This window comes from Micromonospora sp. C81 (assembly GCF_018070425.1).
Classification (GTDB): Bacteria; Actinomycetota; Actinomycetes; order Mycobacteriales; family Micromonosporaceae; genus Micromonospora; species Micromonospora zamorensis.
Map to the genome: position 1 here is coordinate 386540 of NZ_JAGPXS010000004.1, position 14114 is coordinate 400653.

Sequence of the window (14114 nt, forward strand, 5' to 3'; positions counted from 1 at the left end):
GCGACACTGGCCGAATGCGCCGCGTTGTTTCCTCGGTCACGGTTGCCCTCGGCCTGCTCGGGGCAACCGTGGCGCTCGCCGGAGTCGCCGCTGCGGCCCCCGCGCCCGTGTCGTCGGGGCTGCCCGCTGCCGCTCCCGGTCAGAAGCGGTGCACGATCGTCGACGAGCGCCTGCGAGAGCTGTCCGGGCTGGTCGCGACCAAGAGCGGTTACATCGTCATCAACGATGGCACCGAGGTCCCGGCACGCAAGCGGGTCTTCTTCCTCGACAGCAAGTGCAAGATCTCGAAGGAACCGGTCCGATACTCCGGGCAGGGCCCCTTCGACACCGAGGATCTGGCTCTCTCCAAGGACGGCCGCACCCTCTGGATCGCCGACATCGGCGACAACGCCGACTCGAAGGAGCGCCGCAGCCGCATCGCGCTCTGGTCGATGCCGGTCACCGGCACCAAGCAGCCGACGCTGCACCGGCTCGCGTACCCGGAGGCCAAACCGCACGACGCCGAGGCGTTGCTCATCGGCGACGACGGTAAGCCGCTCATCATCACGAAGGTGACCAGCGGCAAGGCCGAGATCTACACCCCGACGGCGGCCCTGAAGAGCGGCGACACCGAACCGGTGCCGATGAGCAGGGCCGGCGAGATCGAGCTGCCCAAGACGCAGACGGAGAACCCGCTCAACACGTTCGGTCGGATCGCCATCACCGGCGCGGCCCGGTCCCCGGACGGCTCCCGGGTGGTCCTGCGCACCTACGCGGACGCCTTCGAGTACGAGGTGAGCGGCGGCGACATCGTCGGCGCGCTCACCACCGGCAAGCCCCGGGTGACGGCGTTGGCCGACCCGTTCGGCGAGGCCATCAGCTACACGCCGGACGGGAAGTCGTTCCTGACCGTCTCCGACGCGGCCCGCTTCGCCGAGGACGAGCCCCTCGACATCCTCAGCTACACACCGTCCACCTCGACAGCGGTGCCACTCGCAGCGGCCGGCGGTGCCAAGCCGGCCGCGGCGAAGTCGTGGACCGACGGTCTGAGCCTCGACGACATCACCTACCTGGTCGGCGCCGTCGGGTTGATCGGCCTCCTGTTGGTCGGCGCCGGGATCATCGGCATCGTCCGGGCCCGCCGACGGCCGCCGGCCGCCGACGGGCCCGACTCGCCGGACCCGGATGGTGAGCCGTCAGGCCCACGTGCCGGTCGTGCCGCCGACGGGCCCGCGGGGCCCACCGGCCGAAAGAGCGGTGTCTACGGTGGTGGCGCGCCGGCGGGTGGCGCGGTCTACGGCGGTGCCGCGGGTCGCGGCGGCCCGGCCCCGGCGGGTGGTGCGGTGTACGGCGGCGGTGGTCGCCCGCCCGTCGCCGACGGTGGCTACGGCACGCCACGGCCGGACGCCGGCAGCGGCGTGTACGGCGGAGGTCGTCCCCCAGTCAGTGGTGGCGCTCGTCCTCCGGCCAGTGGTGGCGCTCGTCCTTCGGTTGCTGGTGGCGGTCGCCCTCCGGCCAGTGGTGGCGGTCGCCCCCCGGCTGCTGGTGGCGGTCGCCCACAGGGTGCTGGCGGTCGTCCGCAGAGTGGGGGCGGTCGTCCTGGCGGCGGTGTGTACGGCGATGGCGGCGGCCAGCCCGGCGCCGGTCGGGCGGAGCCGCCCCGGCGCGGTGGGCAGGAACCTGACCAGCGGGGCCAGCGGCCCGGCCGCCGGCGTGACGACGACGGGCCCGTCGATCCGTACGGGCAGTATCCCGGGGGCGGCCGCGGCTATCGGGGCGACCGCTACTGATGAGCGTCGCCGCGCTCACGCGCCCCTGAACAACCAACGCGGGTTGGCCGCACGCCTGAACAGCGGGCGTGGGTGGGCCGCGCTTCTGAACAGCGGGCGCGGGTGGGCGCCGTGGGCACCCACCCGCCGACCGCTCAGATTCGGCGCAGGACCGCCACGACCCGGCCCATGATGGTGGCGTCGTCACCGGGGATCGGGTCGAAGGCCGGGTTCTGCGGCATCAGCCAGACGTGCCCGTCGCGCCGTCGGTAGGTCTTCACGGTCGCCTCGCCGTCAAGCATGGCGGCCACGATCTCGCCGGAGTCGGCGGTCGGCTGCTGCCGGACGACGACCCAGTCGCCGTCGCAGATCGCCGCGTCGAGCATCGAGTCGCCCTTGACCTGGAGCATGAAGACTTCGCCCTCGCCCACCAGCTCGCGGGGGAGCGGGAAGATGTCCTCCACGGCCTGCTCGGCGAGGATCGGCCCACCGGCGGCGATCCGACCGAGCATCGGCACGTACGCCGGGGTCGGCCGCTGCGCCCGGGACAGCTCGTCGTCGATGGCCTCGCTGGGAGCACGGACGTCCACCGCGCGCGGCCGGTTCGGGTCGCGGCGCAGGAAGCCCTTCTTCTCCAGCTCCTTGAGCTGGTAGGCGACGCTGGACGGCGACACCAGGCCGACGGCCTCGCCGATCTCGCGGACGCTCGGCGGGTAGCCGTGCCGCTCGACCCAGGTGCGGATGAACTCCAGGATGCGACGCTGGCGAGCGGTCAGGTCGATCGTCGCCGGGTCGGGGAAGGCGCTGACCACCGGGGTGACCTGGCGCACGGCGGGCTGACCCGTCCGGCTGCGCGCGGCGCTGCGGCGTCGGGTGGTGGCCGGCGGGCCCGCCTCGGTGATCTGCTGCGGGCTCTTCGGCCGGCTGGCCCGGTCCTCGGTCACGTCCGTCCTCCCTGGTCGGCGCTGGGTGCCTCGTCGGCTCGTGGTGCGTGCGGTGGTGCCACGTTGTTCATGACCGTATAGGTGAGATCGGTCATTTTCAAACATCTGTACGACCTCTCACCGGCGTGTCGGGGTGAAAAAGCGCTCCGGTCGTACGGATGTTCTGATAAATGGTACGTCAGGTAGCACTGGTGTTCGATCATCGGCCGTTTTCCCTGTCACTCTGGCCCGCTGGCCGGTAACCCGGGCGGGCCGTTCGCGTTGGGTCTTCGGGCGTGCCGATGGTCGCGGATGACCGGATGGTCCGTGACGCGCCGGACACGCCGGTCAACTTGACCCGGCTTCCCCAGCGACATACGGTCAACCCCTAGATGTAGTAGTGACACGGGCGTAAGTTGCCCACAGGTTGGGTCCGACTACCGACCGCACTCCCGTAACGTCGATCACGGCGGGCGCCCTCCGAGGGTGGCACCGCCGTGGTGAGTCGTGCCCGAGAGTGTCCGGTGTGGGCGCAGTTGATCATTTTTAGGAGGTGGGCGATGCGGTGTCCGTACTGCCGGCACGCTGACTCCCGGGTGGTCGACTCGCGGGAGGCCGACGACGGCCAGCTCATTCGACGGCGGCGTTCCTGCCCGGAATGCGGCAAGCGGTTCACCACCGTCGAGGAGGCGGTCCTCGCTGTCGTCAAGCGCAGCGGGGTGACCGAGCCGTTCAGTCGTACGAAGATCATCGGCGGGGTGCGCAAGGCGTGCCAGGGCCGGCCGGTGGACGACGACTCACTCGCGCTGCTCGCGCAGCGGGTGGAGGAGACGGTCCGGGCCAAGGGGGCCGCCGAGATCCCCAGCCACGACGTGGGCCTGGCGATCCTGGGCCCACTGCGCGACCTGGACGAGATCGCCTACCTGCGGTTCGCCAGCGTCTACCGCTCCTTCGACTCACTCGCCGACTTCGAGCGCGAGATCGAGACGTTGCGGGCCGCGGCGCGCGCCCGGGGGCAGGGCAGGGCCGATGCGGTTGAGGCCGCCGGCCGTACCAGCTGAATCTTCACAGTTTTTCAAGAGATTGGGACGCGCGGTGGGTGACCGCGCAGACGAGGGGGGCGACGGCGTGACAACTAGCCGTTCACGAAACAAGGCAGGCGCGGGGCTGAAGATCGAGCGGGTGTGGACGACCGAGGGGGTCCACCCGTACGACGAGGCCACCTGGGAGCGCCGCGACGTCGTGATGACGAACTGGCGGGATGGCTCGATCAACTTCGAGCAGCGGGGGGTCGAGTTCCCGCAGTCGTGGAGCGTCAACGCGGCCAACATCGTGACCACCAAGTACTTCCGGGGCGCGGTGGGGACCCCGGAGCGGGAGTGGTCGCTCAAGCAGCTGATCGACCGGGTGGTCACCACCTACCGCACCGCGGGCGAGGAGTACGGCTACTTCGCCAGCCCGGCCGACGCCGAGATCTTCGACCACGAGCTGACCTGGATGCTGCTGCACCAGGTGTTCAGCTTCAACTCGCCGGTCTGGTTCAACGTCGGCACGCCGTCGCCGCAGCAGGTCAGCGCCTGTTTCATCCTGGCCGTCGACGACTCGATGGACTCGATCCTCGACTGGTACAAGGAGGAGGGGCTGATCTTCAAGGGCGGCTCCGGCTCCGGGGTCAACCTGTCGCGGATCCGCTCGTCGCGTGAGCTGCTCTCCTCCGGCGGCACCGCCTCGGGCCCGGTCAGCTTCATGCGGGGCGCCGACGCCTCCGCCGGCACCATCAAGTCCGGCGGCGCGACCCGCCGGGCGGCCAAGATGGTCATCCTCGACGTGGACCACCCGGACATCGAGGAGTTCGTGGTCACGAAGGCGCGCGAGGAGCACAAGATCCGCGCCCTGCGCGACGCCGGGTTCGACATGGACCTCGGCGGCTCCGACATCGTCAGCGTGCAGTACCAGAACGCCAACAACTCGGTCCGGGTCTCCGACGAGTTCATGTCGGCGGTGGAGACCGGCGGCGGCTTCGACCTGCGCGGTCGGCTGGACGGCTCGGTGATCGACACCGTCGACGCCAAGAAGCTGTTCCGCACCATCTCCCAGGCCGCCTGGGAGTGCGCCGACCCGGGCCTGCAGTACGACGACACGATCAACGACTGGCACACCTGCCCGGAGACCGGGCGGATCACCGCGTCGAACCCGTGCTCGGAGTACCTGCACCTGGACAACTCCTCGTGCAACCTGGCCTCGCTCAACCTGATGAAGTTCCTCCGCGCCGACGGTGGCTTCGAGGTGGAGAAGTTCGTCAAGTCCGTCGAGTTCGTCATCACCGCGATGGACATCTCGATCTGCTTCGCGGACTTCCCGACCGAGAAGATCGGTGAGACCTCCCGCGCCTACCGGCAGCTGGGCATCGGCTACGCCAACCTCGGTGCCCTGCTGATGGCCACCGGCCTGCCGTACGACTCGGACCAGGGCCGCTCGGTCGCCGCGTCGATCACGTCGCTGATGACCGGCACCGCCTACCGCCGTTCCGCCGAGCTGGCCGGCGTCGTCGGCCCGTACGACGGCTACGCCCGCAACGCCGAGCCGCACAAGCGGGTCATGCGCAAGCACGCCGCGGCCAACGACGAGATCAAGCCGACCAGCCCGGTGGCCACCGCGATCGTCCGTGAGGCGACCAAGCAGTGGACCCAGGGCAACAAGATCGGTGACAAGTTCGGCTGGCGCAACGCGCAGGCGAGCGTCCTCGCCCCGACCGGCACGATCGGCTTCATGATGGACTGCGACACGACCGGCGTTGAGCCGGACCTGGCGCTGGTCAAGTTCAAGAAGCTGGTCGGCGGCGGCTCGATGCAGATCGTCAACCAGACGGTTCCGCGCGCCCTGCGCAGCCTCGGCTACCCCGAGGAGCAGGTCGAGGCGATCGTCGAGCACATCGCCGACCATGGCCACGTGGTGGACGCTCCCGGCCTCAAGCCGGAGCACTACCCGGTCTTCGACTGCGCCATGGGAGAGCGGACGATCGCCCCGATGGGTCACGTGCGGATGATGGCGGCCATCCAGCCGTTCGTCTCCGGCGCCATCTCCAAGACGGTCAACATGCCGGAGGCGGCCACCGTCGAGGACGTCGAGAAGATCTACTTCGAGGGCTGGAAGCTCGGCCTCAAGGCGCTGGCGATCTACCGGGACAACTGCAAGGTCGGTCAGCCGCTCTCGGTCGCGAAGTCCAACAAGGCCACCGAGCCGGCCGCCGTCGAGGCCGCGCCGGTCGCGGTGGAGAAGGTCATCGAGTACCGGCCGGTGCGTAAGCGCCTGCCGAAGAAGCGCCCGTCCGAGACGGTCAGCTTCTCCGTCGGAGGTGCCGAGGGCTACCTCACCGCGTCGTCCTACCCGGACGACGGCCTCGGCGAGGTCTTCCTCAAGATGTCCAAGCAGGGCTCGACCCTGGCCGGGGTGATGGACGCCTTCTCGGTGGCCATCAGCATCGGTCTGCAGTACGGCGTGCCGCTGGAGACGTTCGTCAGCAAGTTCACCAACATGCGCTTCGAGCCGGCCGGCATGACCGACGACCCGGACGTGCGGATGGCGGCCTCGGTGATGGACTACATCTTCCGTCGCCTGGCGCTGGACTTCCTGCCGTATGAGCGCCGCGCCGAGCTGGGCATCTTCACCGCTTCGGAGCGGGCCGCCCAGCTGCGGGCCGAGGCCGACGCGGAGGCCGCCGGTGTCACCGGTGCCGAGCTCACCGCGATGGCGTCGTCGGCGCCCGTGGAGGCTCCGGCCAAGTCGGAGGCCGTCGCGCAGCCGGCCCAGGAGATGGCCGAGGTGGCCGCCGCCAAGCCGGCGCCGAGCGTGGGTTCCAGCACCGAACTGCTGGAGGCCGTGATCGGCAAGGCCGCCGACGCACCGCTCTGCTTCACCTGCGGCACGAAGATGCGCCCGGCCGGCAGCTGCTACGTCTGCGAGGGCTGCGGCTCCACCAGCGGCTGCAGCTGACGTACGAACGCGAGATCCGTGAGCGCGGCAGGGATCACCTGCCGCGCTCGCGGCGTTTTTTGATCGACTCGCGTTTCACGAGACCGGGGCATCAACCTCGCCCGGACACCCCGACTTCACGAAACCCGAGTCGATCACGCGGCCGCAGCGCTCCAGGAGGCGGGTGAGGCAGCGCACGGGAACGGGGGCTGAATTACCGAGGAACGGGCTGCGACGATGAGGGCATGACGACCGCCGAGGCGTACGCGGAGTTCGGCAGGCGTGAGGCGCGCGGGGTGTCGCCCACCTATGAGCGTCTGTCGCATGCCGTCGCCGACGACGATGCCCTGCTTGCCCTGCTGGATGCGCTTCCGCTGGCCAAGCGGCAGCCCAACCTGCTGTTCAGCGTCGTCCGCTGGCTCGGCGGCCGGGTCGACGACCCCGCCGCCTTTCACGACTTCACTGTGACGCACTGGCCCGCCGTCAAGGCGGAGCTGCTCACCCGGGCCACCCAGACGAACGAGAGCGGTCGGTGTGCGGTTCTGCTGCCGGTGCTCGCCGCGCTGCCGCAACCCCTCGCCCTGCTGGAGGTCGGCGCGTCCGCCGGGCTCTGCCTGTACCCCGACCGGTACGCGTACCGCTACGGCGAGCACCAGGTCGGCTCCGGCGAGCCGGTCCTGGAGTGCGCGGCCAGCGGTCTGGTGCCGCCGACCCGCGTACCCCAGGTGGTGTGGCGGGCCGGCCTGGACCTCAACCCTCTCGACGTGACCGACCCCGGCGACGTGTCCTGGTTGGACGCGTTGATCTGGCCGGAGCACGCGCACCGGCGGGCCCGGCTGCGCGCCGCTGCGGCGGTCGCCGCGGCCGACCCGCCGCTGCTGGTTCGCGGCGATCTGGTGGACGACCTGCCGGCGCTGGCCGCCCGGGCGCCGGCTGACGCGACGCTGGTGGTCTTCCACACGTCAGTGCTCTACCAGGTGCCGTCGCCGCGCCGGGAGGAGTTCGTCCGGCTGGTCCATGAGCTGCCCGGTCACTGGATCGCGAACGAGGCTCCGGAGGTGCTGCGGCACGACGGGCTGCCCGACCCGCCGGACGATGCCATGCACAACGTCCTCGCGTTGGATGGCAGGCCGTTGGCCTGGGCCCGGGGTCACGGCCAGGCGATGACCTGGTTCGGGTGACGCCGCGGGTCGGCTCAGCGGGCCGGTTCGGGCATCCGGGCGCGTAGGGCCTGGATGAACCACTCCGCCGCCGGGGCGACAGCGTCGCCGGTCGACCAGCCGTTGAGCACCGACAGCAGGTCGACATAGCGGTCCCGGCGGGGATCGTTCGCCACGGTCAGTCGGTCGAGCAGCCGCTCGCGCAGGTCGGCGTCGTCAGGGCGGCCCCGCAGACGCGCGTACCGGTCGATGACCCTCGCGACCACGGCATCGGCCTCGGGTGCGGTCGGATCGAGACCGGCCGCCAGGGCGGGGGCCACCGCGTCCCGAACCACCGCGACGGCGTCCGGGCGCGGCAGCCCCGGGACGTCGTGGTCGGCGGCGTGCTGGCGCGCCAACCGTCGCATGCTCGCCAGGAAACTGGCGTCCTGGCACAGCTCGGCCAGCTCCAGCCACGCCTCGACCTGCTCGGTGCTGGGCTCGTCGGGCAGGCTCGGTGTCATCGACACGACGACGCCGGGCGAGGTGGGCTGGTCGCGCAGACCAGCGAAGACGGTGTTCAGGAAGTCGCCCACCAGGTGCCCCCGCTCGCGCGTGGTGAGCTGGGCCAGGCGGTGCAGGTCGTCCACCTCCGCCGGGCCTGCCCCGCGCCTCGCCGCGACGGTGAGCACCGCCTGGCGCAGCCGCAGCACCCGGATCTGCACCGCCAACGCCTCGGCGTGCGCGGCGGCCACCTCGGGCAGGGTCACCTCGCGGTTCACCACGCGGCGAACGGTGGCCAGGTCCACGCCCAGCTCGCGCAGGGTGCGGACCAGTTCCAGTCGGGCAACCGCCTCGGCGTCGAACAGGCGGTAGCCGGCGGGGCTCCGGTCGGTGGGCGGCACGATTCCCCGGTCGGCGTAGTACCGGATCGTCTTGACGCTCAGGCCGGTCCGCCCGGCCAGGTCGCCGATCGTGTACAGCGGTTTCCCGTTCATGTCCCCACCCTGCTGTCTCCCCCCGCTGGAGACTCAACCCGACACCGGCGACAGGCGCATTCAACTCGCTCAGACCCGTCCTTGGCACTGTTGTGTCCTCCGGCCAGACGTCGGCGGCGGGTCGCGCAACCCGTCCCGGACAGGGCATAGTGGCCCGCGGTGACATCGACCGGTGTTGCCTGCTCGTGCTGAAGGTGGTTGGAAGTGACGACGCGCTTATGTGTCCGATGGACCCGGGCGGCCGCATTGATCACGCTGATCGGGGGGACGTTCGCGGTGTCGGCGGCGCCCGCGACGGCCGCCCCGCAGCCCGTCCGGATCCTGAGCGTGTCGGCGGAGAACGTGAAGCCCAACGAGACGGTGCGCGTGCGGTTCAGTGTCACCAACACCGGCAGCAGGGCCGAAACGGCCATCGTGGTGGTCGGCGGCGGCCTGCGATGCACCTCCGGATGCCGGGCAGAGCCGAAGCTGGGACCCGGCCGAAGCCAGACCTTCGACACGACGCTCGTCGCCCCCGCGGCTCGTCCGAATGAGATCACCGGGCTCAACATCTCAGTCGCCGTGCGGCTTGCCGGGCAGAACAGCTATGACCACAGGACGGTCTACGTCCACGGCCCGGGTGCGTCGCCATCCGGCGGGGACAAGCCGGCAGCCGGGGTGAAAAGTGTCTCCGGCCGGGTTCGCGACGCCAGCGGAAAGGCAATCGGCGGCGTGAACCTGACCGTCACGGACAGCGCCGGGCACGAATACCGGACGACCAGCAGCCGCAGCGGCCAGTTCTCGATCACGTCGAGCGACGGCAAGCCGATCGCCGAGGGCACCATCACCGTCCGCGCGACCATGGACGGCTACCGCACCGCTCGCACGACCGTACGAGGCACCGCCGGTGACGTCGCGACAGTGGGGCTGACCCTCTCGGCGGTGGCAGCGCCCACCAGGACGTCGCCGTCGCCCGCCGTGGAGGCAAGCCCTCTCGCCGCGGAGGAGGTGGGCGACGACACCCCCGCTGCTGCGCTGCCCACCCTCAAGGCCGTCAGCGAGGAGGGAAGCAGTTCGTTGCCTTTCCTGCTTTTGGGTGGCCTGCTGGTCGCCGCGGGCGTGGGCGCGCTCGCACTGGTGGTGATGCGCCTGAGGAACACACCGGACGCTGTCGCGGAGTCCGGTGTTCCCTCGACGACCCAGCTGTTGGCGCCGGCCGGTGGGAGCATGACCGACGCTCCGACAGCGGTACTGCACCTCGGGCCGGTGCGCGGTTTCCCGGGCTCGTACGGCGCGCCCCCGCAGGGTGGCATCCACCAGAACGACTACCGGGGCTGAAAGCGCAGGAACGTCGAGACCGTGGCAGTGAACCTGTCGGCGTCGTCAAGCCACGGGTAGTGCGCGGGCGGCCGCGTCCCACCAGCCGTAGAAGAACGGCGCGATCGCCTGCCAGGCATCCGCGGTCGCCGGACCAGACCCCCTCCCAGGGCGGTTGGGACGTGCGCTTCCCTAGACTGCCTCGGTGAGCGGAGAGCGACGACCCCTGGCCGACCGGCCGCTCACCGAGCCGCACCCGTCCCGGCTGTCGCCGGAGCACCCCGACCGGGTCCGGATCCTCGCCGCGCACGACGCCGCGCTCGCCGCCGGGGAGGCCGGCTATCTCGATCCGCAGAGCGGGTTGTTCGTGCTCAGCGCCGGTTTCCTGGCCCGCCGTGGCACGTGCTGTGGACGCGGTTGCCGGCACTGCCCGTACGTGGATGATCCACAGTCCGGATAAGCGCGGGCAGACCGGCAGAACGAGGGCTTCCGCCCGCCACCGACACCCCGTACGGTGTCCGACGGACACCTGGCGGGCGCCTTCCGCCGTCGGTCGGCGAGAGGGTGGAACGTGCGCGGGCGGATCGTGGTCGCCGGGGTGGCGGGGCTGCTGGTGAGCGGCTGTGCTGCCGAGGCCGAGCCGGTGGCGGTGCCGCCGCCGGTGCCGATCGCCGTGGACGTGGCGGCGGCCTCCTCGGGTGGGGCCTGCCGGCTGCTGGACTTCGCGGTGATCGAGCAACTGGTCAAGGTGCGCTTCGACGTGGCGGCGGCCAGCGAACAGGGCGACACGCACACCTGTGTGGTGCGGGCCAGGAGCGCGACGCTGCCGGAGCTGACACTGAGTGTGTCCGAGACCACGATCGACAAGGCCACCTTCGCCGCGGATGTGGTGCCCGACAAGGCGGCGAAGGTCACCGGGCTGGGTCAGCAGGCGTATCGGCGGACGACCGCTGCGGCGAGCGGGCATGGGCCGGTCGCCGAGGTGGGCTGGCTGGCCGCCGACGGACGGTTGGCCACGGTGAGTTGGACCGCGGCCCGTGGCGGCGAGCGCTCGGCGGCGGAGAAGCTGACCGGTGGCCTGGCCGCGCTGGCGAAAAAGGTGGACACCCGGGCGTTGTGACGCCCGGGTGTCCGGATGATCAGTTGGCGGCGACTCAGCTGGCGGCGACGAAAACCCGGGAGGCGACCTCGCGGGGCAGCCGCACCCGGTCCCCGGAGCGGTCGATCGAGACGCCGTCGCGCTCCTGTGCCACGGTCACCGTGGCGCCCGGGTCGACACCGGCGGCGTGCAGCTGGCGCAGCACGTCGGCGTCCTTCTGCACGCTCTCGCAGATCCGGCGCACCACGACCGACCCGGAAAGACCGGGGAAGGCCAGGTTGCGCTCACCCTCGGCGGCCTCGGTGGCCTCCGCGGCCGGCGAGCCCAGCTCCTGCAGCCCTGGGATCGGGTTGCCGTACGGGGAGCGGGTCGGCCGGTTGAGCAGGTCGTACACCCGCTTCTCCACCGCGTCGCTCATCACGTGCTCCCAGCGGCAGGCCTCCTCGTGGGCCTCCTCGTAGGGCATCCCGATGACGTTGACCAGCAGCAGCTCGGCGAGGCGGTGCTTGCGCATCACCGACACGGCGCTGCCGCGACCCTGGGCGGTGAGCGTCAGGTGCCGGTCTCCCTCGACGGTGAGCAGGCCGTCGCGCTCCATCCGGGCGACGGTCTGGCTCACGGTGGGGCCACTCTGCTGCAGCCGTTCGGCGATCCGGGCACGCAGCGGCGGCACCCCCTCCTCTTCCAGCTCAAGGATGGTGCGCAAATACATTTCGGTCGTATCGACCAGGTCGTGAGACTTCATAAGGTCAGCGGCCCTCCGATGCACGATGCTACCTCGGGTGTTGGCCCGCCGGCCGCCGCCGAACCGTGAGCCCTCGGCACGAATGGTGTTGGATGGTCGCCATGTCCGGTACCCAGGAGCCGCTGGTCGAGGTCGATCGGCTCGCCGCCGAGCTCGACGACGCCGATCCGCCCACCCTGCTCGACGTCCGCTGGCGGCTCATCGGCCCGCCCGGCCACGACGACTACCTCGCCGGTCACCTGCCCGGCGCGGTCTTCCTCGACCTGGACACCGCGCTCTGCGGACCGCCCGGCGTCGGCGGTCGGCACCCACTGCCCGACCCGGCCGCGTTGCAGGCCGCGTTGCGGGCCGCCGGCGTCCGCGCCGGTCACCCCGTTGTGGTGTACGACGGTGGCGACGGCCTGGCTGCCGCCCGGGCCTGGTGGACGTTGCGCTGGGCGGGGCACCGGCCGGTGCGCCTGCTGCACGGTGGTTTCCCGGCCTGGGTCGCCGCCGGCCTGCCGGTCTCCACCGACGCGCCCGCCCCGACCTCCGGCGACATCGTCGTGCGTCCCGGTGATCTTCCGGTGCTCGACGCGGGGCAGGCCGCCGAGCTGGCCGCCGCGGACGACGCGGTGCTGCTCGACGTGCGGGCGGCACCCCGCTACCGGGGCGAGGTCGAGCCGATCGACCCGGTCGCCGGGCACGTGCCGGGAGCGGCGAACCTGCCCGCCGGGGAGTACGTCGGCCCGGACGGGCGCTTCCCGGCCGCCGATGTGCTGAGCGAGCGGTTCGCCGCCGCCGGGGTCACCGGGGCGCGGGCTGTCGGGGCGTACTGCGGCTCCGGTGTGACCGCCGCGCAGGCGGTGCTCGCGCTGCACCTGGCCGGTCGCACGGACGCCGCGCTCTACGTCGGTTCGTGGAGCAACTGGGTGGCCGACCCGACCCGGCCGGTCGCCTCCGGGCCGACTTCCGACCGCTGACCAGCGCGTGCGGTGGGCCGACGAAGGTCCTCGTGCGACGATGGGCTCATGTCCGACGACACTGTGGTGGTGTGGGACGAGTCGCTGCTCGCCTACGACATGGGTGACCATCCGCTCGACCCGGTCCGGGTGGAGTTGACCATCGCGCTCGCCCGCGAGCTGGGCGTCCTGGATCGCCCCGGGGTGCGCATGGTCAAGCCGGAGCCCGCCGACGACGCCGCGCTGACCCGGGTGCACGACCCGGCCTACCTGGCAGCCGTGCGTGCCGCGCCGCGCGATCCGCTCTTCGCCGGGTACGGGCTGGGCACGTCCGACAACCCGGTCTTCGAGGGGATGCACGAGTCCAGCGCGCTGATCGCCGGTGCGACGATGGCTGCCGCCGAGGCGGTCTGGCGCGGTGACGCACGGCGGGCGGTGAACGTGGCTGGTGGCCTGCACCACGCGATGCCCGCCCGAGCCTCCGGCTTCTGTGTCTACAACGACCCTGCGGTGGCCATCGCCCGGCTGCTCGACCTGGGCGCCGAGCGGGTCGCGTACGTGGATGTCGACGTGCACCACGGCGACGGTGTGCAGCAGATCTTCTGGAACGACCCCCGGGTGCTCACGATCAGCCTGCACGAGACCCCGCTGGCGCTCTTTCCGGGCACGGGCTTCCCGGACGAGACGGGTGGGCCGGGCGCGCAGGGCAGCGCGGTCAACATGCCGCTGCCGCCGGGTGTCGAGGACAGCGCCTGGCAGCGGGCGTTCCACGCCATCGTGCCGTCGGTGCTGCGCGCGTTCCGGCCGCAGGTGCTGGTCAGCCAGTGTGGCGCCGACGGGCACCGACTGGACCCGCTCGCCGACCTCAACCTGACGGTGGACGGCCAACGAGCCACCTACCTGGCGATGCGGGCACTCGCCGACGAGCTGTGCGACGGTCGGTGGGTGGCCACCGGCGGTGGTGGGTACGCCCTGGTCGAGGTGGTGCCCCGAGCGTGGAGTCACCTGCTGGCCGTGGCCACCGGTGACCCGATCGCCCCGGCCACGCTCACCCCGCTCGCCTGGCGGGAGCTGGTCGCCTCCCGTCGTCTGGGCCGGGAGGTGCCGTTGCGGATGACCGACGAAGCGGACCCGTCGTTCGAGCCGTGGCAGCCGACCGGCGAGCCCAACGCGGTGGACCGGGCGATCGCCGCGACCCGCAAGACGGTCTTCCCGTTGCTCGGGCTCGACCCGTACGACCCGCGGGACTGAGC

General features: G+C 71.5%; 12 protein-coding genes. 9 read left to right on the forward strand and 3 right to left on the reverse strand.

The window, feature by feature from the left end; all coding sequences use genetic code 11:
- Positions 1–14: 14 nt before the first annotated feature.
- Positions 15–1769: a hypothetical protein gene (locus tag KBX46_RS10520; protein WP_210792275.1), complete on the forward strand. Its 1755-nt coding sequence runs from the start codon at positions 15–17 to the stop codon at positions 1767–1769.
- Positions 1770–1903: 134 nt separating this feature from the next.
- On the opposite strand, the gene lexA is transcribed toward KBX46_RS10520, so the two are convergent.
- Complete coding sequence (gene lexA, locus KBX46_RS10525) at positions 1904–2692, reverse strand: transcriptional repressor LexA (protein WP_088946780.1); 789 nt, start codon at positions 2690–2692, stop codon at positions 1904–1906.
- Between the two features lie 539 nt (positions 2693–3231).
- Between lexA and nrdR the strand changes: the two genes are divergently transcribed.
- The 3 genes from nrdR to KBX46_RS10540 all read left to right on the forward strand — a co-directional run bounded on the left by nrdR (position 3232) and on the right by KBX46_RS10540 (position 7824).
- Positions 3232–3732, forward strand: a complete 501-nt coding sequence (nrdR, locus tag KBX46_RS10530; RefSeq protein ID WP_088946781.1) for a transcriptional regulator NrdR — start codon at positions 3232–3234, stop codon at positions 3730–3732.
- Between the two features lie 67 nt (positions 3733–3799).
- Complete coding sequence (locus KBX46_RS10535; RefSeq protein WP_374224953.1) at positions 3800–6664, forward strand: vitamin B12-dependent ribonucleotide reductase; 2865 nt, start codon at positions 3800–3802, stop codon at positions 6662–6664.
- 224 nt (positions 6665–6888) lie between these two features.
- Entirely contained in the window at positions 6889–7824 is a 936-nt protein-coding gene (locus KBX46_RS10540) for a DUF2332 domain-containing protein (protein WP_210792279.1), read from the forward strand.
- 14 nt (positions 7825–7838) lie between these two features.
- Here KBX46_RS10540 and KBX46_RS10545 read toward each other — a convergent pair whose 3' ends face one another.
- The gene (locus KBX46_RS10545) at positions 7839–8780 is read right to left on the reverse strand and encodes a MerR family transcriptional regulator (protein ID WP_210792281.1); all 942 of its coding nucleotides are present in this window, start codon (positions 8778–8780) and stop codon (positions 7839–7841) included.
- A 204-nt stretch (positions 8781–8984) separates the two neighbouring features.
- Here KBX46_RS10545 and KBX46_RS10550 point away from each other — a divergent pair, with 204 nt between their 5' ends.
- The 3 genes from KBX46_RS10550 (at position 8985) to KBX46_RS10560 (ending at position 11196) form a co-directional block, all read left to right on the forward strand.
- Positions 8985–10097, forward strand: coding sequence for a carboxypeptidase-like regulatory domain-containing protein (locus KBX46_RS10550; RefSeq protein WP_210792389.1), 1113 nt, complete (start codon positions 8985–8987; stop codon positions 10095–10097).
- 184 nt (positions 10098–10281) lie between these two features.
- A complete protein-coding gene (locus KBX46_RS10555) occupies positions 10282–10536 on the forward strand; it encodes a DUF5522 domain-containing protein (RefSeq protein WP_210792283.1) in 255 nt (84 codons plus the stop codon).
- 111 nt (positions 10537–10647) lie between these two features.
- Entirely contained in the window at positions 10648–11196 is a 549-nt protein-coding gene (locus KBX46_RS10560; protein ID WP_210792285.1) for a hypothetical protein, read from the forward strand.
- 34 nt (positions 11197–11230) lie between these two features.
- On the opposite strand, the gene KBX46_RS10565 is transcribed toward KBX46_RS10560, so the two are convergent.
- Positions 11231–11920, reverse strand: coding sequence for a metal-dependent transcriptional regulator (locus tag KBX46_RS10565; RefSeq protein ID WP_088946789.1), 690 nt, complete (start codon positions 11918–11920; stop codon positions 11231–11233).
- 101 nt (positions 11921–12021) lie between these two features.
- On the opposite strand from KBX46_RS10565, the gene KBX46_RS10570 reads away from it, so the two are divergent.
- Both KBX46_RS10570 and KBX46_RS10575 read left to right on the forward strand, forming a co-directional pair.
- The gene (locus tag KBX46_RS10570) at positions 12022–12882 is read left to right on the forward strand and encodes a sulfurtransferase (protein ID WP_210792287.1); all 861 of its coding nucleotides are present in this window, start codon (positions 12022–12024) and stop codon (positions 12880–12882) included.
- A gap of 48 nt (positions 12883–12930) precedes the next feature.
- Positions 12931–14112 (forward strand): acetoin utilization protein AcuC, encoded by a 1182-nt coding sequence (locus KBX46_RS10575; RefSeq protein WP_210792289.1) that lies wholly within the window; start codon positions 12931–12933, stop codon positions 14110–14112.
- Positions 14113–14114: the final 2 nt, after the last annotated feature.

What these genes read in the sequence shown, in the direction of transcription:
- KBX46_RS10520 (WP_210792275.1), top strand. Translation starts at nt 15, where the DNA reads ATGCGCCGCGTTGTTTCCTCGGTCACGGTTGCCCTCGGCCTGCTCGGG.
- nrdR (WP_088946781.1), top strand. Translation starts at nt 3,232, where the DNA reads ATGCGGTGTCCGTACTGCCGGCACGCTGACTCCCGGGTGGTCGACTCG.
- KBX46_RS10540 (WP_210792279.1), top strand. Translation starts at nt 6,889, where the DNA reads ATGACGACCGCCGAGGCGTACGCGGAGTTCGGCAGGCGTGAGGCGCGC.
- KBX46_RS10545 (WP_210792281.1), bottom strand. Translation starts at nt 8,780, where the DNA reads ATGAACGGGAAACCGCTGTACACGATCGGCGACCTGGCCGGGCGGACC.
- KBX46_RS10565 (WP_088946789.1), bottom strand. Translation starts at nt 11,920, where the DNA reads ATGAAGTCTCACGACCTGGTCGATACGACCGAAATGTATTTGCGCACC.
- KBX46_RS10570 (WP_210792287.1), top strand. Translation starts at nt 12,022, where the DNA reads ATGTCCGGTACCCAGGAGCCGCTGGTCGAGGTCGATCGGCTCGCCGCC.
- KBX46_RS10575 (WP_210792289.1), top strand. Translation starts at nt 12,931, where the DNA reads ATGTCCGACGACACTGTGGTGGTGTGGGACGAGTCGCTGCTCGCCTAC.